Annotated in this window: 25 protein-coding genes, 1 tRNA gene and 1 riboswitch; of the genes, 12 read left to right on the forward strand and 14 right to left on the reverse strand. The window is 72.0% G+C overall.

The window, feature by feature from the left end; all coding sequences use genetic code 11:
- Window positions 1-108 precede the first annotated feature (108 nt).
- Complete coding sequence (locus tag LIU39_RS06460; protein WP_227045588.1) at window positions 109-1488, reverse strand: coiled-coil domain-containing protein; 1380 nt, start codon at window positions 1486-1488, stop codon at window positions 109-111.
- A 142-nt stretch (window positions 1489-1630) separates the two neighbouring features.
- On the opposite strand from LIU39_RS06460, the gene LIU39_RS06465 reads away from it, so the two are divergent.
- The 6 genes from LIU39_RS06465 (at window position 1631) to LIU39_RS06490 (ending at window position 5794) form a co-directional block, all read left to right on the forward strand.
- A tRNA-Val gene (locus LIU39_RS06465) sits at window positions 1631-1702 on the forward strand.
- A 305-nt stretch (window positions 1703-2007) separates the two neighbouring features.
- Window positions 2008-2361, forward strand: coding sequence for a WXG100 family type VII secretion target (locus tag LIU39_RS06470; RefSeq protein WP_227045589.1), 354 nt, complete (start codon window positions 2008-2010; stop codon window positions 2359-2361).
- Window positions 2362-2659: 298 nt separating this feature from the next.
- Window positions 2660-3709, forward strand: coding sequence for an NlpC/P60 family protein (locus LIU39_RS06475; RefSeq protein WP_227045590.1), 1050 nt, complete (start codon window positions 2660-2662; stop codon window positions 3707-3709).
- Window positions 3710-3854: 145 nt separating this feature from the next.
- Window positions 3855-4469 (forward strand): hypothetical protein, encoded by a 615-nt coding sequence (locus LIU39_RS06480; RefSeq protein ID WP_227045591.1) that lies wholly within the window; start codon window positions 3855-3857, stop codon window positions 4467-4469.
- 208 nt (window positions 4470-4677) lie between these two features.
- Window positions 4678-5229 (forward strand): DoxX family protein, encoded by a 552-nt coding sequence (locus tag LIU39_RS06485; protein ID WP_227045592.1) that lies wholly within the window; start codon window positions 4678-4680, stop codon window positions 5227-5229.
- 64 nt (window positions 5230-5293) lie between these two features.
- Entirely contained in the window at window positions 5294-5794 is a 501-nt protein-coding gene (locus LIU39_RS06490) for a VOC family protein (RefSeq protein WP_227045593.1), read from the forward strand.
- A 97-nt stretch (window positions 5795-5891) separates the two neighbouring features.
- Here LIU39_RS06490 and nicT read toward each other — a convergent pair whose 3' ends face one another.
- The 4 genes from nicT to LIU39_RS06510 all read right to left on the reverse strand — a co-directional run bounded on the left by nicT (window position 5892) and on the right by LIU39_RS06510 (window position 10365).
- Window positions 5892-7037 (reverse strand): Nickel transporter NicT, encoded by a 1146-nt coding sequence (gene nicT, locus LIU39_RS06495; RefSeq protein WP_372463816.1) that lies wholly within the window; start codon window positions 7035-7037, stop codon window positions 5892-5894.
- Window positions 7036-7253: riboswitch (cobalamin riboswitch) on the reverse strand. Its footprint overlaps the gene before it by 2 nt.
- A 94-nt stretch (window positions 7254-7347) precedes the next feature.
- Complete coding sequence (locus tag LIU39_RS06500; protein ID WP_227045594.1) at window positions 7348-8196, reverse strand: alpha/beta fold hydrolase; 849 nt, start codon at window positions 8194-8196, stop codon at window positions 7348-7350.
- A 269-nt stretch (window positions 8197-8465) separates the two neighbouring features.
- The gene (locus LIU39_RS06505; RefSeq protein WP_227045595.1) at window positions 8466-9128 is read right to left on the reverse strand and encodes a nucleoside/nucleotide kinase family protein; all 663 of its coding nucleotides are present in this window, start codon (window positions 9126-9128) and stop codon (window positions 8466-8468) included.
- A 55-nt stretch (window positions 9129-9183) separates the two neighbouring features.
- Window positions 9184-10365, reverse strand: coding sequence for a methyltransferase (locus LIU39_RS06510; protein ID WP_227045596.1), 1182 nt, complete (start codon window positions 10363-10365; stop codon window positions 9184-9186).
- A 392-nt stretch (window positions 10366-10757) separates the two neighbouring features.
- On the opposite strand from LIU39_RS06510, the gene LIU39_RS06515 reads away from it, so the two are divergent.
- Window positions 10758-11693, forward strand: coding sequence for a universal stress protein (locus tag LIU39_RS06515; RefSeq protein WP_227045597.1), 936 nt, complete (start codon window positions 10758-10760; stop codon window positions 11691-11693).
- A gap of 60 nt (window positions 11694-11753) precedes the next feature.
- Here the strand turns inward: LIU39_RS06515 and LIU39_RS06520 are convergent, their stop codons facing one another.
- The 3 genes from LIU39_RS06520 to LIU39_RS06530 form a co-directional block, all read right to left on the reverse strand.
- On the reverse strand, window positions 11754-12401 hold the full coding sequence (locus LIU39_RS06520; protein ID WP_227045598.1) for a DedA family protein: 648 nt from the start codon (window positions 12399-12401) through the stop codon (window positions 11754-11756).
- 333 nt (window positions 12402-12734) lie between these two features.
- Entirely contained in the window at window positions 12735-13241 is a 507-nt protein-coding gene (locus LIU39_RS06525; protein WP_227045599.1) for a DoxX family protein, read from the reverse strand.
- A 330-nt stretch (window positions 13242-13571) separates the two neighbouring features.
- Window positions 13572-14216, reverse strand: coding sequence for an HNH endonuclease family protein (locus LIU39_RS06530; protein ID WP_227045600.1), 645 nt, complete (start codon window positions 14214-14216; stop codon window positions 13572-13574).
- Window positions 14217-14412: 196 nt separating this feature from the next.
- Between LIU39_RS06530 and LIU39_RS06535 the strand changes: the two genes are divergently transcribed.
- Together LIU39_RS06535 and LIU39_RS06540 are read left to right on the forward strand one after the other, a co-directional pair.
- Entirely contained in the window at window positions 14413-15171 is a 759-nt protein-coding gene (locus LIU39_RS06535) for an ABC transporter permease (protein ID WP_227045601.1), read from the forward strand.
- A gap of 188 nt (window positions 15172-15359) precedes the next feature.
- Entirely contained in the window at window positions 15360-15941 is a 582-nt protein-coding gene (locus LIU39_RS06540; RefSeq protein WP_227045602.1) for a TMEM165/GDT1 family protein, read from the forward strand.
- Between the two features lie 72 nt (window positions 15942-16013).
- On the opposite strand, the gene LIU39_RS06545 is transcribed toward LIU39_RS06540, so the two are convergent.
- Window positions 16014-16676, reverse strand: a complete 663-nt coding sequence (locus LIU39_RS06545) for an HAD-IA family hydrolase (protein ID WP_227045603.1) — start codon at window positions 16674-16676, stop codon at window positions 16014-16016.
- 567 nt (window positions 16677-17243) lie between these two features.
- Complete coding sequence (locus LIU39_RS06550) at window positions 17244-18266, reverse strand: peptidoglycan-binding domain-containing protein (protein WP_227045604.1); 1023 nt, start codon at window positions 18264-18266, stop codon at window positions 17244-17246.
- Between the two features lie 357 nt (window positions 18267-18623).
- On the opposite strand from LIU39_RS06550, the gene LIU39_RS06555 reads away from it, so the two are divergent.
- Window positions 18624-20690, forward strand: coding sequence for an MDR family MFS transporter (locus LIU39_RS06555; RefSeq protein WP_227045605.1), 2067 nt, complete (start codon window positions 18624-18626; stop codon window positions 20688-20690).
- Here the strand turns inward: LIU39_RS06555 and LIU39_RS06560 are convergent, their stop codons facing one another.
- From LIU39_RS06560 to LIU39_RS06570, 3 genes are all read right to left on the reverse strand, one after another.
- Window positions 20691-21221: a GNAT family N-acetyltransferase gene (locus LIU39_RS06560; protein WP_227045606.1), complete on the reverse strand. Its 531-nt coding sequence runs from the start codon at window positions 21219-21221 to the stop codon at window positions 20691-20693.
- Between the two features lie 232 nt (window positions 21222-21453).
- The gene (locus LIU39_RS06565; protein ID WP_227045607.1) at window positions 21454-21672 is read right to left on the reverse strand and encodes a DUF397 domain-containing protein; all 219 of its coding nucleotides are present in this window, start codon (window positions 21670-21672) and stop codon (window positions 21454-21456) included.
- Window positions 21669-22508, reverse strand: coding sequence for a helix-turn-helix domain-containing protein (locus tag LIU39_RS06570; protein WP_227045608.1), 840 nt, complete (start codon window positions 22506-22508; stop codon window positions 21669-21671). Before LIU39_RS06570 ends, LIU39_RS06565 begins: the two co-directional genes overlap by 4 nt.
- A 448-nt stretch (window positions 22509-22956) precedes the next feature.
- Between LIU39_RS06570 and LIU39_RS06575 the strand changes: the two genes are divergently transcribed.
- A complete protein-coding gene (locus tag LIU39_RS06575) occupies window positions 22957-23133 on the forward strand; it encodes a hypothetical protein (protein WP_227045609.1) in 177 nt (58 codons plus the stop codon).
- Window positions 23123-23554 carry a hypothetical protein gene (locus tag LIU39_RS06580; protein ID WP_227045610.1) on the forward strand — a complete coding sequence of 144 codons (432 nt, stop codon included), beginning with the start codon at window positions 23123-23125 and terminating at the stop codon, window positions 23552-23554. The genes LIU39_RS06575 and LIU39_RS06580 overlap by 11 nt, the downstream gene beginning before the upstream one ends.
- Before the next feature lie 30 nt (window positions 23555-23584).
- Here the strand turns inward: LIU39_RS06580 and LIU39_RS06585 are convergent, their stop codons facing one another.
- Window positions 23585-23911: an antibiotic biosynthesis monooxygenase family protein gene (locus LIU39_RS06585; RefSeq protein WP_227045611.1), complete on the reverse strand. Its 327-nt coding sequence runs from the start codon at window positions 23909-23911 to the stop codon at window positions 23585-23587.
- Between the last annotated feature and the right edge of the window lie 370 nt (window positions 23912-24281).

Consider the following 24281-nt stretch of genomic DNA (forward strand, 5'->3'; position numbering starts at 1 on the left):
GCAGATGTGCCGCCTGGGCCCTACTCCACTCCAGGATCCGCCGGTATGCGGTGCCGCGCCAACGCGCCGTCCCTCGGCCCGCGACCCCGCCCCCGGTCCTCCGGCCGCTCAGGCGCCCGTGCCGCCCCGTTCCTCCCGGATCTCCTGCACCACCCGTGCCGCGGTCGCGCGCACCGCCTCGGTCTCCGTCAGGAAGTGCCACCAGTCCGGATGCCGGCCCTCCAGGCCCGCGACCGCACGGTCGAGCCGCGCCACCGCGTCGTCCAAGGGTCGGGCGTGCCGGGGGTCGGGGGTGCTGCGTCCGGACATCGCAAGCCGCTGGGCGTCCCGGACGGCGAAGCGCGTACGGTCCACCTCCTGCTGCCGGTCGAACGACACCGCATCCAGCCGCTGCAGGCGGTCGGCGGCCGTCGAAACCGCCTCGCCCGTGGTGTCGAGGAGCGCACGGACCGTCGCCAGCAGGCTCGTCGCGTCCGCCCACCGCTGCTCGTCCCGCGCCTGCTGGGCCTCGCGCAGTTTCACCTCGGCCTGCCGTACGGACTGCGCCGCCTGCTCCGGTACGTGCTGGAGGTCCTGCCAGCAGGCCGCGCTGTAGCGCCGCCGCAGTTCGCTGAGCACCGGATCGACCTGCCCGGCACGGGTCGTGATCGCCTGCGCGCGGGTCCGCAGCGACACCAGCCGCTTGTCGATCTCCGCGGCACGCTCCGGCAGCCGCTCGGCCTCCGCCCGCAGCTCCTCGGCCTTGCGCAGCACGTCGTCGGCGCGCCGGATCGTCTCCTGCACGCCGTGCCGGCCCGCGCCTTCGTTGAGCTTGGTCAGCTCCGGCGCGAGCGACGCCAGCCGCGCCGCGAGATCGTCCGCCTTCAGCCCCTTCGCGCGCACCGCGTCCAGCGCATTGCTCGCCGCGAGCAGTCCCTGTCTGCCCCGTTCGACGGCCGGAGCCAGCCGGGCCAGCTGCGTCTCCGCGGTCTGCAACAGCGGCCCCAGCCCCTGCGCGAACCGTTCGAGATCGCCCTTGACGCGCTCCAGCTCCTCCTTGGCCCGCGTCAGATCGGCCCGCGCACGGCCGGCCGCCGCGCTGTCCAGATCGTCGCGGTCCAGGTCATGGGTGTCCACGGCGGCGATGTAGCCCTGGCTGACCTCGTCGATCCGGTGGCCGAACGCCTGGTACTCCTCGGCGGCCTTCCTGGCCCGCGGGGAATTGTCGACCGCGGTGATGGTCTCTATCGAGATCCGCAGGTCGCGCTGCGCGGTGTCCAGCTCGTAGAACGCCGCCGCGGCGGCGTCCTTCGCGGCCTGCGCATCCGCCCGCTGCCCGTCCCCGCGCCCGAACCAGCGCCGCGTACCGCCCCCGGCGAACGCCGCCGGAACCGCCGCCACCAGCAACGGCAACGGCAGCAGCGCGAGCGCCACCAGATCACGGACCGGCCCCCCGCGGGCCCGACGGCGTGCTCGCTGCTCGTGCGGCTGCGTGTGTGTCGCCGTCACATCCCTCTCCCGATCGGATCGCCCCAGAACCGACTGTCATTCTCCCACCCGGGAGAAACGAACACACCGGCCGGTAAGTTCGCGATTCACCCACTGGCTTGCAGTTCAGCCCCGACGGCAAGGTACTCTGTCGGCTCGACCAGGGCGCATAGCTCAGCGGTAGAGCGCTGCTCTTACAAAGCAGATGTCGGCGGTTCGAATCCGTCTGTGCCCACCGCGCTGAACAGCGCACATGCAGGTAATGGCCTTCCGGAGCGGTATTCGGGAGGCCATTTTTGCTGCTCTGGGAGATGGCGGGGGGAAGCGGCGGCCGCCCTGTTGTGCCGGGTTCCGGCAGGTTCGTGTTGAGGCAGGTTTCCTGTGTCCCTCCCTTCCGTGTGCCGGGTGGTGGAGCGCCCAAGGTGGCGGGGTCCGGAGGGGCGGGATGGTGGCGCGTACGAGATGTCAGGTACACGTAGTCCTGGTAATCTTTGACTAGGCATCAGTGGATGAGCCACGCGCGCACCACGGGGGGTAGCGATGGGTCTCGGGGATCTCTGGGACGACGGTAAGAAGCTGGTCGGCGACGTGGTCGAGGTCGGCAAGGACGTCTTGATGGCGCCGGCCGAGATTGCGCACTGGGTGCTGACGCAGATGTTCGGCGGGGGCGAGGCCGATCTGCAGAAGATCGCGGCCGAGCTGGCGAAGCTGAGCACGGAGATGGACGGGCTGACCAAGGAGATCAACTCCTCGCTGGGGCAGCTCACTTGGCACGGGCCTGCAGCCGACGCTTTCGCCAAGGTCGCCAACGACCGCGTCAAGGAGATGAACAAGGTCTCCGACGACCTGTCCACTCTGGGCAAGTCGGTCGACCGGCTGGCCAAGGTCTACTGACGGCCGGAAAACGTCTACTGGCGGCGGGCCGGCCTCTGTTGGGATCGGCGGTTGCGGCGCTCGACGGGGCGTCGGTCCGGTCCTGTGCAGCGCTCGGTGGCGGGATGGCCCGCGTCCGTCGCCGTCCCGAGGGCGCGGTTCGACGGTGGCGCAGACCGGCGGGGGTGAGGCCCGGCGCCGAGCGGGTGTGGCGGCCATCGGGCCGTGCGGTTACGGGAGTTGGCGGCCGCGAATTCCGGCGTTTTCCCGGTGTGCCGTGTTCCTTGCGGTTCACCACGACATCACGGGGGTTGTAGGGATGGCAGGCGACACGTTCGGTGTCGAGATGGCGGAACTCGCCAAGATCGAGAAGGACTGGCAGACGGCCAGCCGGCGGATGAAGGAGCTGAATCAGCAGCTCGGGGAGATCAAGGAGACGCTGGCCAAGGCGGCGGCGATCGACCTCGCCACGGCGCCGCTCGCGCATCTCCCCGGTTTCGGCATCGCCTACCAGGTGCTCGCGGACGTGAAGCAGATCGCGGAGCTCAGCGCGCGCCTGGAGCTGACCAAGCAGCAGCTGCTGGAGGAGCTGGCGGCGGACGCCGAGAAGATCAAGAAGGTCAAGGCCGAGTACGAGGCGAACGAGAAGAAGACCGAGGAAGACCTCAAGAAGATCAAGCACCCGGACAAGGATGTCCACCCCGCGCCACAAGGAGGCGGTGGCGGCGGTTCGGGAGGCAGCGGGGGCGGATCCGGAGGCGGAAGCGGTGGCGGTGGCACCGGTGGCGGCGGAGGTGGCGCCGGGGGTGGTGGCGGTGCCGGCGGGCCCGCTCCCAGTGAGGGGCACGGCGACGGCAAGTGGAAGACGGTCGGCGACTGGGATGCCTGGTCACCGGGCAAGCACCACACGACCACCGGCGCGGGTGTTCAGGACAAGCCCGACACGTCGGGGCTCCCGGCGGAGCGCAAGGACATCATCGACCGGGCCCTGGAGCGGGTGAACCACCGGATCGGCTACAGCCAGTCGGCGACCACCAACGGCTATCGGGACGACTGCTCGGGCTTCGTCTCCGCCGCCTGGGGCCTGAAGCCGCCGGGGCTGAACACATACGGCCTGATGGGCGGCGACACGGCTCACCAGATCACCAAGGACGATCTCCAGCCGGGCGACGCCCTGGTCGCGGGCGACCACACCGTCCTCTTCGGCGGCTGGGCCGACTCCTCGCACACCAAGTACATCGCCCTGGAGGACAACGGCTCCCAGGGCACCGTCTCGCACGTCATCCCTTACCCGTACTACTCGGGCGACGCCGCGCAGGAGAGAGCGGGCGGCCACCCGTACGTGCCCTACCGCCGTAACGGCCTCTGAGGGATGCCCGTGACGTTCCGCCGCACTCCGGGCGGGACGTCACGGGTGCGCCCCCGTTCCCCGGGTGCGCGGCGGGCCGCGGGGCCGGTTCCTGCCAACGGGCAGGGCCTTCCGCGCAGTTCGCCGCGGCTCCGGGCGGGCCCGGGTGGGTGCGCAGACGTCGTCCGAGATCCGTATCGCCTCGTCGAACATGAGAGAGAACGCCTACATGCTCACCCGCCGCCTGCTCGCCGCAGCCGCCCTGGCCGCCGCGCTGGCCACGCTCACCTCCTGCAAGAGTGACGACACGACCGCGGCCGCCTCACCCCGGGCATCCGCGTCGTCCGAACCGTCCAAGGCATCCGGCCCGTCCGCTTCGGCGCCGGCATCGGGGGACAAGGCGGTCGACCCCGAGCCGTCGTCCGACTGCACGCCGCGGAAGGTCCCGGCGGGCCACCGGACGGTGCGGGTCATGGGCGCGTCGTCCGGCGGTGCGCTGTCCGTACGGGAGGCGGAGTTCGCGTGCGATCCCAATGGCGGGGGGTATGCGGGGACCGGCAAGGCGGCCCGCTACCAGCTGGCCGCGGGCGCCACGGCCGAGCTGACCACCGGCGCGACCACGTTCCGGACGGTGCCCACCGCCGAACTGGCCCGCCACCTGACCGCCTGCATGAAGCACCAGCCGGTCGAGCCGCCGCTCTCCTGCGCGGGTGACATCTACGAGCTCACGGTGAACGGCTCCGGTGATGTCTCGCACATCCGGGAGGTCTGGCACGCGTGATGCGGGGCCCGCGCGTGCGGGCCTCCGATGTGGGTTGCAGGGCCGTGGACTCGTGGTGACGGAGTCCGCGGCCCTGTGGGTTTTCGGGTGTGCGGGCGGGCGGCCCCCTGGCTCGTATCCGTGGTTGTCCGTGGCGGAGGCGCTGTGTATGGTCGGAACCAATGACTTGAACATTCAAGTAACTCCCGACCCGAAAGAGCGGCCTTCGATGACCACCCCCCTCGGCACCGTCCCGACCGCGCGCACCGGCCCTTCCGAGCGCCCCGCCCCGTCCCCGCACGGCTACGACACCGGCCTGCTCCTGCTGCGGCTGGCACTCGGACTCACGATGGCCGCGCACGGTGCGCAGAAACTCTTCGGCTGGTTCGACGGCCCGGGTCTTGACGGCATCGGGCAGTTCTTCACCGCCAGCGGCTACCCGGCGGGCCATGCCATGGCGGTGGTGGCCGGGCTGACCGAGACGCTGGGCGGCCTCGGACTGGTCTTCGGGCTCTTCACCCCGCTCGCGGCGGCCGCACTGGTCGGCACGATGATCAACGCGCTGGCCGTCAAGTGGGGCGGCGGCTTCTTCGCCCCCAAGGGCGTCGAGTACGAACTGCTGCTGACCATCGGCGCGGCCGCCCTCGCCCTGACCGGCCCCGGCCGCTACGCCGTCGACCGCGTGCTGCCGGTCCTGAAGTCCCACCGTCTGCTGTACGGCGTCGCCGCCCTGGTGCTGGCCGTGGTCGTCGCCGGGATCGTGCTGCTGATCCGCAAGTAGCGGCCGGCAGCCACGTGCCGGATGCCCGGACGTGGCGGGAGAATGAGAGGAGAAGGAGGGTCCGATGTCCGTACGTCGCCTCAACCATGCGGTGCTCTACGTCCGTGACGTGGCCCGGTCCGTCGCGTTCTACGGCGACACCCTGGGGCTCACGACGACCGACGAGATGCCCGGCCGCGCGGCCTTCCTGGCCGCGCCCGGCTCGCTCAACGACCACGATCTGGGCCTCTTCGCCGTGGGCGCCGAGGCGCCGGGGCCGGAGGCCGGGCGGGTCGGGCTCTACCACCTGGCCTGGGAGGTCGGCACCCTGGGCGATCTGGTCGCGGCTGAGGAACGGCTCGCCGCGCACGGTGCGCTGGTCGGTGCGTCCGATCATCTCGTGTCGAAGTCGCTGTACGCCAAGGATCCGGACGGCAACGAGTTCGAGGTGATGTGGCGGGTGCCCCGGGAGGACTGGCCGGGCCCCGACGAGCCGGACCGGCTGCGGCCGCTCGACCTTGCCGCGGCGCTCAGGCGCTGGGGCACGGACCGGGAAACGGGCGCTGCGGCGGGCACCGCCACCTGAGACCCGGATACGGGCGGCCGGCGCTCCCGGCCGCCGACGATGCCGGGAGCCGCCGGCCGGGCCTCGCGGGACGAGGCCGCGGCCGGCAGCCGACCCGTCAGGTCTCCGACGCCGCGCGGTCCGCCCAGCGTTTTTCGACGCCGGAGAGCCGCCAGTACGCCAGCGCCGCCGCCCAGACGACCACGAACAGGCCGACGATGATGAAGCCGACGTTGTCCAGGTCGAGGCCGGAGATCCAGCCGGTGACGCCGTCGGTGAGGCCGAGTTTGTCGTGCAGGACGGTCACCAGCTCGATGGTGCCGATGAAGAAGGCCACGGCGATCGAGAGACCGGTGATGGTGAGGTTGTAGTAGACCTTGCGCACCGGGTTGGCGAACGCCCACTGGTAGGCGAAGTTCATGAACGTGCCGTCGAGGGTGTCGAACAGGCTCATTCCGGCGGCGAACAGCAGCGGCAGGCACAGGATCGCGTACCAGGGCAGACCGGCCGCGGCGCCGCTGCCCGCCATCACCATCAGCGTCACCTCGGTCGCGGTGTCGAACCCGAGGCCGAAGAGGAATCCCAGCGGGTACATCTGGCCCGGCCGGGAGATGGACCGGGTGAACCGTCCCAGGATGCGGTTCATGAACCCGCGGGAATTCAGGCGCGCTTCCAGCTCCGTCTCGTCGAACCTGCCCTCGCGCATGCCGCGGAAGACCCGCCAGATACCGGCGAGCGCGATGAGGTTGAGCGCGGCGATGAGGTAGAGGAAGCTGCCGGAGACGGTGGTGCCGACGGTGCCGAGTACCTGGTGGGCGCGCGAATCGTCGTTCAGCAGGGTGCCGGCGAGCTGGGCGCCGCCGGCTACCAGGGCGGCCATCGCGACGACGACGCTGGAGTGCCCCAGCGCGAACCAGAAGCCCACGGAGACGGGCCGCTTGCCGTCGGCCATCAGCTTGCGTGTGGTGTTGTCGATCGCCGCGATGTGGTCGGCGTCGAAGGCGTGCCGCATACCGAGGGTGTAGGCGGTGATGCCGAGACCGACTCCGAAGACCTGGCTGCCGACCGTGTAGTGGTACGGGATGACCAGGAGGAAGAGCACGCCGAAGGCGACGACGTGCAGGGCGGCTATGACGGCCATCAGGCCGGCGGTACGGACGGTGTCCTGCCGGCGCCAGCGGAACGCCGAAGCCGGGGCAGGGGTGTGCGGGGGATCGGTGGACAGGGCCATACGGCGGTCACGCTCCAGCACCTCGTGGATCACTTCGTGAGATGCCGTGGCCGGTCTCCTGGCTTACGGGTGCACGCGTCCAGGCCCGGCCTTCCCGGCCGCGGGCTGCGGTCAGTGGCCCGGCACACGCGGCGAAGCGCGCGTGCCGAAGGGTCGGAAACTCCCGATCACAGTGGCGAGGGCCGCTCCGGGCTGGGGCCTTTCGGCCCTTCACCGGTCTTCCCGAACACCACGGCCCGGCCACTCTAACGGAGCCGGGACGGGGCCTCCATGGAGCCTATTTGTGCTGGTTGGTGGGCCTGTGAGGGTGTGTGGGACCTCCGGTAAAGGTGGCGTGAAAGGGTCAGTACGGGAGCGCGAAGAGGAAGCCGTGCAGCGCGTGATCGAAGAAGGCGCCGTTCTCCAGGTTGACCATGTGGCCCGCGCCGGGAATGCGGATCCGCTGGGCGCCCGGCACGGCCAGGGCGAGGGCATGGGCGTTGGCGGAGATGTCCGTGCTGTCGAGGTCACCGTCCAGGACGAGGGTCGGAACCCGGATCTCGGCGAGGCGGCCGGCGGCCCCGACCTCGACGGGTGCGCCGGCCCCCAGCGCGTCGGAGTGCACCTCGGCATTGGCCTGGGCCGAGGCGCGGAGCCGTTCGCGCAACGCGGCGTCCACTGCGGCCGGTTCGCGGTGCGGGCCGTCCACCCACATCCGCAGGAAGTGCTCGACGTACCGCTCCGCGCCGTCCGGTTCGCCGATCGCGGCCACCTGTTCCCTGATGTGCGCGAGGAGGAACGGGTCGGTGAAGGCGCGGCCGCTGACGGCGGGGGAGGCCAGGGCCAGGGCCGTGACCCGCTGCGGGTGGGCCAGCGCGGTGTCGAGGGCGATGCGGGCGCCGTGGGAGAGGCCGACCAGGACGGCGCGGGGCACCGCGAGCGCGTCGAGCAGCGCCCGCAGGTCGTCGTGGTTGGCCCAGTCGCCGGTCACGGACGAGGAGAGGCCGTGGCCCCGGATGTCGTAGCGGATCGCGCGCAGGCCGGAGCGGACGAGCCAGGCGAACTGCTCGTCCCACATGCGCTGGTCGAGCATGCCGCCGTGCAGCAGGACCACGGCGGGGCCCGTGCCCGCGGCCTCGTAGAACAGCTCGCCGTCGTCGATCGGCACGGTGCCGTTCTCGATGTCGGCCCAGCCGCTGATTCCCTGGGTCATGCTCCCTGCCATCCTTCGTGTGAACTCGTCGCCGTGGTCCTGCCGGGTGCCGCTCGACGGCCTGCGGACGGGTCAGGGCGCGCTGCCGGAATCGTCGCCACCATCGGAAATGTCTGCCGCGCCGGAACCGCCTGAAGTACCGGAACTGCCGCATTCCTTCGGTGCAACGTGCGAGTCGCCCGCGAGGTGCCGGAATTCCTCGACCGGTCGGCCGAAGACGTGCAGCGAGGTGGCGGCGTTCCCTCGAAGAGGGCGTTCCCCGCGGGGAATCAGGGGCCGTCCGGCCGCGGGGCCGCTCCCGGGGCGAAGGTGACGACGAGGTCGGCGCGGTCCCGAGTGGCCGCCACCAGGCGGGCGTTGGCCTCGTCCGACGCGTGCACGAACCGTTCCGCATCGGCGCGCGGCCTGCCGAACCGCTCGTGGCGGCCGACGAGCCGCCGTACCCGCTCCGTGCCGTCCAGGTCCACGTACCAGACCTCGTCGAGCAGCGCGCGGGCACGGGCCCACGGGGCCTCGTCGACGAGCAGGTAGTTGCCTTCGGTGATGACGAGCGGGAGGTGCGGCGGGACGGCGATGCTGCCGGCGACGGGCTCCTCGATGCGGCGGTCGAAGGCGGGGGCGTAGACGACGGTGTCCGGGGCGGGGGAGTGCAGGCGGGCGAGCAGCGCCGCGTAGCCGTCCGGGTCGAAGGTGTCCGGCGCGCCCTTGCGGTGGGTGCGGCCGAGGCGGCGCAGTTCGGACCCGGCGAGGTGGAAGCCGTCCATCGGAACCAGCGCCGCCTGCCCGGCCAGCCGCGCCACCAGGTGGGCGGCGAGGGTGGACTTGCCGGCACCCGGGGGGCCGGTGATGCCCAGGATGCGGCGCCGCGCGGGTGTCGCGGAGGCGGCGAGCCGACGGGCGCGGGCCAGGAGGTGTGGTGGGTCCGTGTCCATGGTGCTCCCCTCGTGCCCGGTGCGGGCGGGTCGGCGGATGGGGTGTGGGCCGGGGTCAGTCCGTGGCCGTGAGCCGCCACAGGGAGGTGACCTCGGCGGCGCGGGCCACGTGGAGCGGGTCGGAGGTGTCGCGGGCGCGCGGGTGGCGCGGGGTGACGTCGAGCCGGTCGACGACCTTGAGGCCGGCCGTTGCGAAGGCGTCGGTGAGTTCGGACCGCGGCCGCAGGTCGAGGTGTTCGGCCAGGTCGGACAGGATCAGCCAGCCCTCGCCGCCCGGAGTGAGGTGATCCGCCAGGCCGTTCAGGAATCCGCGCAGCATCCGGCTGCCCGGGTCGTACACGGCGTACTCGATGGGCGTCGTCGGCTTCGCGGGCACCCAGGGCGGGTTGCAGACGACCAGCGGAGCGCGGCCTTCCGGGAACAGGTCGGCCTCGACCACCGCCACCCGGCCCGCGACGCCCAGCCGTTCGGTGTTCTCGCGGGCGCAGGCCAGCGCGCGCGGATCCTGGTCGGTGGCCACGACCCGGCGCACGCCACGGCGCGCGAGCACGGAGGCGAGGACGCCGGTGCCGGTGCCGATGTCGAAGGCCAGGTCCTGCGCGGGCAGCGGGGCGGCGGCCACGAGGTCGACGTACTCGCCGCGGGCGGGCGAGAAGACGCCGTAGTGCGGGTGGATACGGTCGCCGCCGAGCGCCGGGATCTCCACGCCCTTCTTGCGCCACTCGTACGCGCCGATGAGGCCGAGGAGTTCGCGCAGCGAGACGACGGAGGCGGTCGGGGGCGAGGCGGGCGGTGTGCCGTCCGTGGTGCCGTCCTCGGTGTCGGCCGGGGGCGGGCCGTACGCCTGGGCGCAGGCCGCGCGGACGTCGGGGGCACGGTGCAGCGGCACCGTGAGCGTCGCGTCGAGGGGGACCAGCAGCATGCCCAGGATGCGGGCGCGCTGGTTCTGCGCCGCGCGGTGCTGGTGGAACGCCTGCGCCGGGTCGTCGGGGAGTGTCTTGCGCGGGCGGCGGTCGATGCGGCGGGTCATCGCCGTCAGGAGCTGCCTGGCGTTGTGGAAATCGCCGCGCCAGAGGAGGGCGGTGCCCTCGCAGGCGAGTTTGTACGCGGCGTCGGCCTTCATCCGGTCGTCCGCGATCACGATCCGGCGGGGCGGGGGCGCGCCGTTTTCGGAGCGCCAACGGGCGGAGCGGGCCTCGTCGGCCTCGGTCCATTCGACGACCGGCGGTGCATTCACCGAAATGTGCCTCGCGTTAGTGGTTCGGACCCCTGCCAGGGCGCCGCCGCGGAGCCGTGGCACTGCGGGCCGCCGAGGGCGCCGGCGCGCTCCCCGGGCGGCGCGGATCGGCGCGGCCTGCGGGAGCGGTACGGCGGGGTGGTGACGGTCGACTTTACTCCGTGCGCGGCGCGGCCCCGGGCGGGCGGTGGTCCCTGGTGGACGGCCGGCGGGCAGGCGGGACTTTCGTCCCGTGCCCAGGGCCGTACGCGCGGGGCAGGATGAAGGAAGCTGATCATGATGCTCCGTACAGCGCGGCGCAGACCGGACCCGCCGGCCCGGCCCCGCCGCGCGGGGCATCGGCCACGGCGGCACACCGCGCCGTGGTTCTCGTCGTTCGTATGGAGGCGCACATGGACACCCTTCCCGTCATCGTCGCTGTGGACGGGTCCGCCGACAGTGAGCGGGCGCTGCGCTGGGCGGTCGACGCGGCCCGGCTGCGGGGCGCGGCGTTGCAGGTGGTGCACGTCTGGCCGTACGCCACGGCCGAGCGCGCCGCGGCCGCCGAAGCCGCCGCCGGGGCGGGCGACCCGGTGCTGGACGAGCTGCGGGCGAAGCTGGCGGCCGAGGGGGAGCGGGGGGCCGCGCTGCCGGAGATCGAGTTCCGCGGCCTTGCGGGGCTGCCGGACATCGTGCTGCCCGCGCTCGGCGCCGAGGCCCGGCTGCTGGTGCTCGGCTCGCGCGGCCGCGGCGGCTTCGCCAGCCTGCTGCTCGGCTCCAACGGGCTGGCCGGCGCCGCCCGTGCCGCCTGCCCGGTCGTCGTCGTACCGCGCCCGGACCGCGACCGCACCCGGCGGGCGGCCGAGGTGACGGCGGCGCCGCCCGGCACCCCGCAGGTCGCACTCGGCGTGGACGCGTCATCGGACGAGCCCGGCGCGATCGGCTTCGCCTTCGCCGAGGCGAGCCGCCGCGGCGCCCGCCTGAAGGTGCTCTCCGGCTACACGTGGCCGATGCTGATGCCGCCCGCCTTCGAGTACGTGGCGGCGTACGAGGCCACGCAGCAGGACTACGCGGACGCGCTCGGCAAGCAGCTGACGGAGGTGCTCGCGCCGCATCGCGACCGGTACCCGGAGGTCGACGTGGAGGTGGTCCTCCAGGAGGAGAGCGCGGCCGGGCTGCTGGTGGCGGCGTCGGAGGAGAGCGATCTGGTGGTCGTTGCCCGCCACCGCCGCCGGGTGCCGATGGGGCCGCGGCTCGGGTCGGTGGCGCATGCCGTGCTGCTGCACGCGGTCTGCCCGATCGCCGTGGTGCCGGCCGATCAGGATGCGGCGGCGCAGGGCGCTTCGTAGCGCACACCGGGGGCGGCGGTCCGGCCGGCCGTCGCCCCCGTGCAGGCCGACGGAGGAACCTCAGTGCGCGGGGCGGCGCTCCGGCCTGCGCATCAGGAAGGCGGCGGCGGATCCGGCGATGAAGAGCGCGCAGACGGACAGTGCGGTGCTGATCCAGGACGTGCCGAGCCACTGTCCGCCGAAGTAGCCCAGGCTCACGCTGTACGCGGCCCAGACCAGGCCGGCCAGCGCGGACCAGGGCAGGAACTCGCGCACCGTGCGATGCGCGACACCCGCGCCCAGGCTGACCACCGCGCGGCCGGCCGGCGCGACGCGGGCCAGGACGACGATGCCGCCGCCGCCCCGGTGGAGCGCCGTGCCGAGGCGCTGCTGGGCGGCGGTCAGGCGGCGGGAGCGGCCGATCGTGCGGTCGAAGCGGTCGCCGCCGCGCCAGGCCAGCCGGTACGCGACCATGTCGCCGAGCACCGAAGCGGCGGCGGCGCACAGCACGAGCGAGAACATCTCGGCCAGATGGGCCCCGGCGTCCACGGACGCACCCACCGCGCTGACCGCGCCCGCCGCGGTGCCGGTGCCCGCGGCGGCGGTGGCCGCGGTGATCACCAGGACGCCGCTGGGCAGGATCGGGACGAAGACGTCGAGCACGACCGAGAGGGTGATGATCACGTACACCCAGGGGGTACCGCTGAGATGCCCCAGGTTTTCCAACAACGCGCCACTCCCGGTCCGGACCCCGCCGCGACGTCGCATGGGGCGGCAGGGGCGGCTCTACAGCCATACAGCGTACGCCTGCGCTCTGCCCGGTTCTGTCCCAGGGGGACAGATGTTGTACGCGTCACGCACACTTCGCGTTCATTGGTGATCGGTAGTGGCGGCCTCTCCGAGCCGGCCTCTCCAAGAGGCGGCCCGCACGGCTGGGGCGCCGTGCGGGCCGGTGGTGCGTGCCGCGTGTGCGTGACGAGTGTCCGCCCGGGGCCTGAGCGTGGGCTCCGGGCGGACACCGGATGGTGCGGTGGCGCCGTGGATCCGTGAGCGGCGGACCGGTCAGGCGGCGGTCCGCTCGCGGTCTCCGGTTTCCGGACGCCCCTGTTCCCGCCCGCGCAGGCCGTCGCGGGAGCCGAAGAGCAGCCGGTCGAGGGACCAGGCGCCGGGGCCGATGAAGACGATCAGCAGGAACGCCCAGCAGAACATCACGGACGGCTCGCCGCCGTTCTGGATCGGCCACAGTGCGGTGCCCTGGTGGGTGGAGAAGTACGCGTACGCCATCGAGCCGGAGCTGACGAAGGCCGCGGCGCGGGTGCCGAGGCCGCACAGCACCAGGATGCCGCCGACGAGCTGGATGACGGCTGCGTACCAGCCGGGCCAGGTGCCCGCCGGGAGGGCCGCGCCGCTGCCCATCGCGCCGCCGAGCACGCCGAAGACCGTGGACGCGCCGTGGCAGGCGAAGAGCAGGCCGACGATCACCCGGAAGAGCGCGAGCACGTGCGGCGTGAATTTCTCCGTGAAGGAGGGATCTGGTGCGGGATGGAGTGGATTGGCTGGAGCGGACATGTGGGGACTCCTTCGGTTTCGAGGGGGACGTGCAACCGATGGAGGCACAGGTTAGGGACACCTAAACTATGCTTGCAAGTTCAATCTCTGGCCAAAAGGGACCTTTGGTCTGAACCAATTTCCGGAGGGGTGCCCGATCGCGCTCACCGGTACTCAGGGCACCGGTCACCGGACGCGCGGAACTCCCGGGAACGCCGCGGCCCTTGGAGTGTCGGGCCCCTGGAACGCCGAGCGCCCGCCGGCCGGAGGTGGCTCCGGTCGGCGGGCGCGGGGTATCGGTTCACCGGCGCGCGGTGGCGCCGGCCGGGCTCACGGGGTGCCCGTGGGTGCTCAGCAGCCGTCGAGGATCTTCTTCAGGGCCGCCTTCTCGGCGGAGTCCGCCGTCAGGCTGTACACGTGCTTCACCCACACCCACATCCGGGCGTACTCGCAGTGGAACGAGGCTTTCGGCGGCAGCCACTTCGCCGGGTCCTTGTCGCCCTTCTGCTGGTTGACGTTGTCGGTGACGGCGATCAGCTGGGAGTGCGTCAGGTCGTTGGCGAATTCCTGGCGGTGGGCGGTGGTCCACTGCGCCGCGCCCGACTTCCACGCCTCGGACAGCGGGACGACATGGTCGATGTCCACGTCGGACGACTTCGTCCACACGCCGTCGTCGTAGGCCGACTTCCATGTGCCGCTGGTCGCCGCGCACTTGCTGTCCGTCTGGACGTCGGTGCCGTCGCGCTTGAGTACCACCTCGCGGGTGTTGCAGTTGCCGCCCTGGTCGATCCAGTGCGGGAACTTGTCGCGGCTGTAGCCGTCCTGCGGGCCCTCGGCCTGCTCCTTGATGTCGGCGAGGTACGTCCGTGCGGTGGCCACGTCCGGCGGGCTGGGCGGCGCCGCCTGTGCGGTCTGGCCGCTCAGCAGCAGCGTGCAGACCAGGGCTGCGGCCGAGCCCGCGGCGACGGTGACGCGACGCGCGTAGACCTTTGGCATCGGAACTCCCTTGATGTGGGGGGAAGTTGGTGTGCGGTGCGGGGCCATGATGGCGACGTGGGGTTGCCGGAACATGGGCACCACGTAACAGAGTGGCGACATGCCCACGTCAGTTCAAGGGTTTGACGGTGGGCCATCTTCCTTTCGGGGCACTCGGGTTGGGACACCCCCGCGCACGCGCCCCTACAGTGAGTGCGTGCTGCTGCCGGTCAATGCCACCCTCGGGGTCGTCCTCGCCGTCCTGTTGATCGCCGCCGTGACCGTGACGGCCGTGGCGCGCCTCGGTCACGCCCGGCAGATCGCGGTGGCAGGACTGCGCGCCGCCGCCCAACTCGCCGCCGTTTCCTCCCTCATCGGCTGGGTCGTCGGCGCACTCCCGTGGCTGCTGTGTTTCCTCGTGCTGATGTTCGCCGTGGCGGTGCGCACGGCGGGGCGCCGGATCACCGGAAACCACACGTGGTGGTGGGCCGCGGTGCCGATCGCCGCCGGCGTCGTCCCGGTCGTCGTCCTGCTGCTGCTCACCGGGCTGCTCCCGCCGCGCGGCCTCACCCTCATCCCCGTCGCCGGCATCCTGATCGGCGGGGCGCTGACTGCCACCGTGCTCGGCGGGCGGCGCGCGCTGGACGAACTGGAGACCCGGCACGGGGAGGTGGAGGCGGGGCTCGCGCTGGGCCTGCTGGACCGGGACGCGCGGATGGAGGTGGCCCGCCCGGCCGCCGCGGACGCGCAGCTGCCGGGGCTCGACCAGACGCGGACGGTGGGGTTGGTCACACTCCCCGGCGCGTTCGTCGGCATGCTGCTCGGCGGGGCCTCGCCCGTACAGGCCGGTGCGGTGCAGCTGTTCGTGCTGGTGGCGTTGATGGCGGTGCAGGCGGTGGCGGTCTCGGTGGTGCTGGAGCTGGTCGCGCGCGGGCGCATCCACCGCGTACCCTTGACGGCAGCAGAAGGGGAGTAGCTCTTCGCCGGACCGTCGACATAATGCCCGCCCTCGTGGTGGGCCGGCGCCCGGAGGCTCTTCACCACCGCGGAGCGGGGTGGCGGGCCAGCGAGACCTTCGGCCGCAGTGTTCTACGCTGCCGTGCCGAAGCGATCCCTTTCGATGGGCCCCTCGGTGCGGCCCGATCGATCGAGGTATCCAGCCCCGTGTTCAGTCTCACCGTCGCCGCCGTCGTCTTCGGCGTCATCTTCCTTGCCGAGCTGCCCGACAAGACCGCCTTGGCCGGCCTGATGCTCGGCACCCGTTACCGCGCCTCGTACGTCTTCGTCGGCGTCGCCGCGGCCTTCCTCGTCCACGTCGCCCTGGCCATCGCCGCGGGCAGCGTGCTGACGCTGCTGCCGCACCGGCTCGTGCAGGGTGTGGTCGGCGTGCTCTTCCTGGCCGGGGCGGCGGTCCTGCTCTTCAAGAAGGACGAGGGCGACGAAGAGGTGAAGAAGCCCGCCGACCAGAGCTTCTGGAAGGTCTCCGGGGCGGGCTTCATGATGATCCTGGTGGCCGAGTTCGGTGACCTGACCCAGATCATGACCGCGAATCTCGCCGCACGCTACGACGACCCGCTGTCCGTCGGCATCGGCGCCGTCCTGGCCCTGTGGGCGGTGGCGGGCCTGGGCATCATCGGCGGCCGCACGCTGATGAAGCACGTACCGCTCAGGCTCATCACCAAGGTCGCGGCGTGCGTGATGATCCTGCTGGCGGGCTTCAGCCTGTACGAGGCGATCACGGGCTGAGCAGGCGGATCCGGGCCGGGCGCCGCGACGGTGCCCGGCCGGGCGGTCCGTTGCCCGTCAGGCCGTTGCCCGTCAGGCCGGGAAGTGCAGGGCGATACGGCCGTCGGTGAGGGCCTCGACGCGGATCCCGGTCAGGTCGCGGACCTGCACCGTCGGCGCGAAGGCGGCCGCACGGTCACCGACGCCGACCACCCGCATCCCGGCCGCCAGGCCCGCGGCGATGCCCGCCTCCGAGTCCTCGAACACGAGGCAGTCGTCGGGCGCGTGGCCCAGCTCGGCCGCGCCCTTGAGGAAGCCCTCGGGGTCGGGCTTGCTGGCGCTGACGCTCTCGGCGGTGATCCGGACGGCGGGCACGGCCAGCCCCGCGGCGGCCATCCGGGCGTCGGAGAGCGCGACATCGGCGGAGGTCACCAGGGCGTGCGGCAGCGCGGCAATCGCGTCCATGAAGGCCGGGGCGCCCGGGACCGGCACCACACCGTCGGTGTCGGCGGTCTCCTGCGCCAGCATCCGCCGGTTGTCCGCCATGTTCAGCTCCATGGGACGGTCCGGGAGCAGCGCGGCCATCGTGGCCCAGCCCTGCCGGCCGTGCACGACCTGGAGGACGTCCGCATCGGGCAGCCCCTGCTCGGCGGCCCAACGGCGCCAGCAGCGCTCGACCACGGCCTCGGAGTTCACGATCGTGCTGTCCATGTCGAGCAGCAGTGCGCGGGCGGTGAGCGTGGTGGTTGCCGTCATCGGCGGGCTCCTGGGCGCTACGAGCGGAGTGGCGTACGCGGATCTGTGTGCGGCGGTACGGGGCCGGGGGCGGCCGGCGCGTCCGTGCCCGCAGGTGAAGAAAAACAAGTGGCTCCGCCCGCCGGTCAGGGAGTGCGGGCGGAACCACTTTGTTCCTACACGATACAAAGCGCGTCGGGGCGTCGACAACCGGCCCCCTCCGATGGGCGCGGGCGAGCGGGGCCGGAAGTGGGTGGTCGTGGGCGTGCGGCGCCTTGTCGGAGATGCCGGGTGGAGGGGTGCAGACGTCGGGTATCGGCTGCGCATAGCCGTTTGACCTGCGGAAACGGGTGGAGGTGCGGTGCCGTGTGGGGGCGCGGGGTCGTGCGGTGCGACGTCGGTCGGGCGGGGGCTCCGTCGCGGAGTGCTGGGGGAAAGAGTGGGAAATGCCACTCTGGGGGGAAATGGCGCCTCGGGGGAAATGCCGCCTTGTGGGGCGGGGTGGCCTCGGTGGTGGTGTTGGCGAGGCTGGGTGCTTCCCGTGCCTGGCTCGGCCTCGGGCCCTCGCGGGGTGGTCGCGTCCGTCGTTCACAGTGCGTGGGTGCGGTACTCCAGTGACCCGCGGGTCCGTGATCCGTAGACGCCCTCGGGGTCGCCCTGGACGCCGTACTGCCACTGGTAGTGGGTGACCGCGTCGCGTACGGCGGCGTCGTACCGGCCGTCATCGGTGCCCAGGTACAGCCCCAACTGCCGCAGCCGATGCTGGAGTTCCGCCACCTCGGGGCCTTCGGAACCCTGGCGCAGCGCGGTCTGGCCGGTGTCAGGTGTGCCCGGGGCCCATGCGGCCGATGCCGACGTGTCCGGGGGGCGGGCGCTGCGGACGGGGGCGGGGGAGCGGTTGGCGGAGCGGGATGTCGGGGCGCCGTTCTCCGAGGGGCGGTCGTCGTCGGTGGGGGCGGGCGCGGTCGGTGCCGTCAGGCCCCGGTCGGGCGCGGACGCCTGCTCGTCGGCCCCGCTGGACCGCGCATCGCTGCCGGCCAGCACCGCGCTCGCCGCCACCGCCGCGCCCGCGACGGCCAGCAACGCGCGCTTCCGGCCGCTCCGGTGAGTCCCCTCACTGCCGCCGGCAGCGGCCGGACCGCCGCCGGGGGCCTCACCGGGCTCCGACGAACTGACCGTCCTGGACGTCGGCCCGGCGGCCCGGTTCGGCCTCGGGGCCAGGGGGTCCGGGGACGTGCGGGCCGCGCGCGGTACGCCGACGCGGTCGACGGGCCGGACCCCGCGCAGATTCCGCAGGTCGGGCAGGTCGTGAAGCTGCGGCGATGCCGGGGGGCCCGAGAGGTCAGGGACGCAGGGGTCCGGGTACTCCCACCCCTCGGAAACATCCGACGGCTCCGACCACTGCGCCCGCCCCGCCCACTCCACGCTCTCCGGCCCCTTCGGCCTCCCCGGCCCCTCCCCGCTCTCCGGCCCCTCCGGATCAGGTAACGACACATACGGCCGCACCCGCAGCGGATCGAAGTCGTCCTCGGCGACCGCAGCGCACAGGCATGTCGGCCGTCCGTCGCCGCGTACCGGAGCGCAGCAGTGCGGGCAGGTCTCCGACGTCACAGCGGTCCCCTCCCTGAAGTCCGGGGACGACCGTTCCGGCGGCGGCCCCGGAGCCGTCGAACCGGCAGCGATTATCCAGACGCCGGGCGGCTCCGCGCAGGCAGTCGCGGACATCCGTGGGGTATCCGTCGCGGCCGCGCGCCGCGCCCCGGGGCTCGTATGCGACATCACCGGCGATACCGCATCGATACGGCGGCGACGTCGCAGTGGCACGGCATCGAAATCCGGGCTCGCGCACTCGGCGGGCCATATCGGGCGGAAACGCCCAGGATGGAGAGGAACGGCCGACCGTGACGGCCAGGCCGCGGCCGAGTGGATGGCGCGGCGGGCGGCAGGCCGGGAGAGAGGGAGGCGCTCATGGCGCAGGACACCGGTGCACCGACGGTGCCCGGCGAGGGCCGGTCCCAGCGGGCGGTCCTCGTCGCGATCGGCGCACTGCTGCTCGGCATGCTCATCGCGGCACTCGACCAGACCATCGTCGCCACCGCGCTGCCCACGATCGTCAGCGACCTGGGCGGTCTCGACCACCTCTCCTGGGTGGTCACCGCCTACCTCCTGGCGTCGACGGCCGCGACGCCGCTGTGGGGCAAGCTGGGCGACCAGTACGGGCGCAAGAAGCTCTTCCAGACCGCCATCGTGATCTTTCTGATCGGCTCGGTGCTGTGCGGCATCGCGCAGAACATGCCGCAGCTGATCGGGTTCCGCGCCCTCCAGGGCCTGGGCGGCGGCGGTCTGATCGTGCTCTCGATGGCGATCGTCGGCGACATCGTGCCACCGCGGGAACGCGGCAAGTACCAGGGCCTGTTCGGTGCCGTCTTCGGCGGTACGAGCGTCCTCGGGCCGCTGCTCGGCGGCCTGTTCGTGGACCATCTGAGCTGGCGCTGGGTCTTCTACATCAACGTGCCCGTCGGCATCATCGCGCTGGCCGTCATCGCCGCCGTGCTGCACATCCCGGTCCGCCGCACCCCGCACCGGATCGACTACCTGGGCACCGGCCTGATCGCCGCCGTCGCCGCCTGTCTGGTCCTGATGACCTCGCTCGGTGGCGTCAGTTACCCCTGGGCTTCCTGGCAGATCGTGGGGCTCGGCGTGCTCGGCCTCGTCCTGCTGGCCGTGTTCGTCTTCGTCGAGCGGCGGGCCGCCGAGCCTGTCCTGCCGCTGCGCCTCTTCCGCCTGCGGACCTTCGCGCTGACCGCCGTCATCGGCTTCGTCGTCGGCTTCGCGATGTTCGGCTCGATGACGTATCTGCCGACGTTCCTACAGGTCGTGCAGAGGGTGACACCGACCATGTCCGGGGTCCACATGCTGCCGATGGTGCTCGGCATGCTGGTGTCGTCGACCGCATCCGGGCAGATCGTCAGCCGCACCGGCCGATACAAGTTCTTCCCGATCGCCGGTACCGCCGTCACCGCCGTCGGCCTCCTGCTGCTGCACCAGCTCGGCCCGACCAGCGGCGTCACGGTCATGAGCGGCTACTTCTTCGTCTTCGGCTTCGGGCTCGGCCTGGTCATGCAGGTGCTGGTGCTCATCGTGCAGAACGCGGTCGACTACAAGGACCTGGGGGTCGCCACCTCCGGCGCCACGTTCTTCCGCTCCATCGGCGCCTCGTTCGGCGTCTCCATCTTCGGCACGATCTTCGCCAGCAAGCTGGGCCCGCGGATCGCCGACGCCGTCGCGGGCCGGCAACTGCCCCCCGGCGTCGCCCCGTCCAGCATCGCCCAGGACCCGCGGGTCGTCTCCCGGCTCCCGGCATCCCTGCGGGCCGGTGTGCTCAATGCCTACTCCGTCTCGATCACCGACATGTTCCTCTACGCGGTCCCGGTCGTCCTGGTCGCCTTCGTGCTGGCCTGGTTCCTCAAGGAGGAGCCGCTGCGCAGCAGCGTCACCGCGCCGGACACCACCGAGGTGCTGTCCTCCAACCCCGTGGAGCGCTCCTCGTACGACGAATGCGCCCGCGCGCTGTCCAAACTCGGCAGCATGGAAGGGCGGAAAAGGATCTACGAGAAGATCACCGAACGGGCCGGGCTCGATCTGAAACCGGCCGCCAGCTGGATGCTGCTGCGCATCCAGCGGCACGGAGCGGTGGAACCGGCGATGCTCGCCGAGCGCACCACCGTGCCGCTCGGGGTGATAGCCGAGGCCACCCGCCAGGTCGAGGAACGCGGTCTCGCCGTACGGGAGGGCCTCGACCTGCTGCTCACCGACACGGGCCGCGCGGTCGCCGCCCGGCTGGCCGCCGCCCGCGAGGAGTCGCTGGCGCGGATGCTGGGCGACTGGTGGACCGACGACCGCCCGCACGACCTCGCGGAACTCGTCCAGCAGCTGACATCCGAACTGTGCGGATCGGACGCCGAGGAACCGCACGACGGCGACGCCCGGCCCAGCGTCCCGCGTACGCCGCGGCCGGGGGACCTGGCGAAGTGATCAGGGGGCGGGGCGCGGTGTTCGCTTCTCGAAGAAGACGTCCGCGTACGGATCGTCGTGGTACGGGGCGATCTCCCGGTACCCGTGCCGACGGTAGAGCGCGACCGCCTCCACCAGGTCGAGCCGGGTGTCCAGCCGGATCCGTTCGGCGCCCAGTTCGCCCGCGGCCCGTTCGGCGGCCGTCAGGAGCCCGGCGGCGGCGCCGAGGCCGCGGTGGGCGGGCCGGACGAACAGCTGCTTCAGCTCGGCGGTCCGCTCGTCGAGCAGTCGCACCCCGGCACACCCGGCTGCCGTGCCACCGTGCCGGGCGACCAGCAGCACACCGTGCGGCGGGCCCAGGCAGTCACTCGGATACTCCGCCAGCCCCTGCTCGATCTCCGCAGCCGTGGAGCGCCGCCGCTCGTGCAACTCGTAGTAGCGGTCGGCGACTTCGGTGTAGTACGCGCGCAGCAGGGCCATGGCGTCCGGGCAACCGGACGGCTCGGCGGCGAGAGTCCAGGGAAGCCGGAGGGTGCCGGCGGAGTCGGGCATGGCGCCATTGTGGCGGGTGGCGGGGGTCTGTACACCTGGCTTTCGGGCGGTGCCCGTCAGGCGGCCGTCGCGTGGCCGGACGGCCGCCGAAGTGCGCGGCGCACCGGCCGACTTGAGTCCGCCGGGCGCCCATCGGGCGGCAAGGTCAAAGCCCCGCCACGTTTCCCGGCTCGGGGGCGTGGCGGGGCTTTCGCCGTGTGGGCGGGCTCCGGCGTCGGGAGGTGAGGCCAGGTCAGACGGTGCCGAACTCTCCGGCCTTGACGCCTGAGACGAAGGAGGAGAACGCGTCGGCGGGGACGTTGAGGACGGGACCGCTCGGGTTCTTGGAGTCGCGGACGGGAACTATCCCCGTGGTCGTCGCATGCGCGGGCGCCCACTCGACACAGGTGCCGCCGTTGCCGCCGCTGTAGGAGGACTTGAACCAGATGAGGGGGAGGGAGTCGGTCGTCACGGGGTGCCCTTTCGTGCCTGCTCGATCACGGCCACTGAGTCCGCCTGGGAAAGCGCTTCGGCCTGTAGCTGATGGTAGGCCCTCACCAGCGGCAGCACGGATGTGATCTCTCTGTCCAAGCGTCCGTGGGTTTCGGACTCGACGTAGGAAACCACGGACCGGTCCGGCAGGGTCAAGAGATTTACGACCCGGTTGAACGGGCGGTGCTCGCCCAGGGTGTATGGGGCCAACTGGAGTACGGTATTTGGCCGTTCAGCGAACTCGACGAGCTGGGACAGCTGGCGTTCCATGACCCCGGCGCCTCCGATCAGGCGCCGGATGCAGCTCTCATCCAAGACCACGATGACTATGGGCGGGACGGGCCGCATCAGAGCCGCTTGCCGTTCCGCCAGGAATGAGACCCGCTCAGACGCTTGGTCGGGGCTGAGCGTTCCCCGCTTCACGTTGCCCTCCTCCAGGGCTCCCGCGTACTCCGGTGTCTGGAGCAATCCGGGGATCGTCCCGACTTCAAACAACCGGATCTCTGCCGCGCGCGCCTCCTGCCCCAGGTACTCCGGGAAGCCCTCCAGCAGACTGCCGTTGCGGATCTCTCCCCATGCACGCTCGAACGAGTCCGCGGTCCCGGTGAACCCGAAGACCACGTCTAAGGCCCGCGAAAAGCGGAGAGTTGGCGGCTTACGGCCGGTTTCCACTGCCGAGATGTGTCGGCCCGAGTAGCCGACCTGCGCGGCTAGTTCGTCCTGCTTCCAGCTACGTGCCTCGCGCGCGCTGCGTAGGCGCGCACCGAAGGCTGCCTGGGGCGAACTGTCCGGGTTCAACTCCTTGATGTTTACCAATGTGCCCTCCGTTTCAGGAACGTTGAAGACGGCCCGAGCCTAGGTCACGCTGAGCCCCCTGAGTAGTCGTAGCACTACAGAGAGGAGCGGCCGTGCGCGGAAAGAACGGCCCCCCGGAGGAACAGGAACCGCCGCACGTCTGCTGGGGCCTGTTCGTCCCGCCGACGTGGAAGATCCTGCAAGAGATCTTGGCCGGTCCGGAGAGGCTGCGATCCGAAATGCGACAGGGGAGCGGAGTGGTGAACGCCGGTGAAGCGGAGCGGGATCCGCTGCCTCCCAACCCCTGTGATTACGGGCCGTGCGAGTGTCCCGACCCGGACTGTTCGCTCAAGGCTCCGCCGAATGTCCAGCGGGATCGGACCGACAGCCCGGTGCTCGCCCGCCTCCGTGAGCAGGTCCGTGCGGACGGTCAACGACGGGCGCGGTTCCGCGCGTTGGGGAGGCCGGAATGAGCCGCCGTGACGATGCCGTGGGCTGCCCGGAGTGCGAGCGGCTCACCGCTGAACTGTCCGCCGCCGAACGCGCGGGAGATGCGAGCAAGGCCGTCGATTGCCGGGTGTTGCTCCGGCGGCACCCGCAGCACGACGCGTTCCCGGTGGAGCTGCGGGGGAGCGATGACCGCTGACGATGCACGGGCGGTCGGCTCGGGTCGTACGGTCGGCTCGGACCCCGTTCCGCGCGCCCCCGTGCGGCGTCCACCGGCCGCCGGGGCTCCCGTTCCGCCTCGCCTGTTCGACATCAAGGAAGCCGTGGAGGCCGTCCCGCCGACGTGCTGGAGAGGGGACTACCAGCTCACTCCCGCCCTGACGGAGACCGCGCTGGCAGTCGAAGGGGGACGGCATGCCGCACCGGAACTCGATCTCGGGTGGTGCGTCCTGCCCACTGTCCACGGCGGCCCGCACTACGCCGTCGTGCGGGATCTGTGCGGTCTCGTGGTGTGGATCAAATGGCTCGGCCCGCTCGCCGAACTGGTCGTCCTGCCCGACTGCCGCCGTACCGATGGCTGCGGGCTGTTCGCCGGCCACCCCGGGGTGTGCTCCCGATGAGCACACCCCGGGACGGGGCGGCCGCCGGGCTCAGCCCTGCTTCGGACCGGCCTGCTGCACGACCTCGAAGGACCACAGGGTCGAACCGGATGCGGCCGGCTTGGGCCGCTCGCCGCCCTCGCCGCCGCCCTGGTGCGCGGCCTTCATCGGGCCCTCCATCCACGCCTGGAACGACTCCTCGTCGCGCCAGCGCGTGTAGACGAGGTACTGGTCGGTGCCCTCGACCGGCCGCAGCAGCTCGAACCACTCGAAGCCGTCCGACGAGTCGACGGTCCCGGCGCGGGCGCCGAAGCGCTGCTCCAGAACCTCACGCTGTTCGGCCGGCACGGTCAGTGCGTTGATCTTCACGATGCTCATACCGCCCATCGTGCCCCATGCCGTGCCCGGCCGGGGGAGCAGGTCCCGGCGCCCCGTACAGGATCGGCAGCGCCTGTGACGAGGTCGGCTACAAGTTCGTGCAAGTTGGTGGCGTGTCGAGGTGATCGGGCCGCAAGCTCGGCCATGTTGAGCGTCACCCAGCCCGGCACAGCGCGTGGCACTTCGAAGCCAGGGACGCTTACGTGCTGGATGAGGACTGCCAGGAGTGGACGGCGGGACACCGCTTCGACCTGCCGAGCGATGGCCGTGGTGGATCGACCTCGTCTCGGCTTCGGTGGCCCGTGGCGTGGAGGTGCGCCGTGCCCGCGGGTGGCGCGCGGTGATCGTGGCCCCGGGCCGAGTGGCAGAT

The organism is Streptomyces pinistramenti (genome assembly GCF_020564935.1).
GTDB classification, from domain to species: Bacteria; Actinomycetota; Actinomycetes; order Streptomycetales; family Streptomycetaceae; genus Streptomyces; species Streptomyces pinistramenti.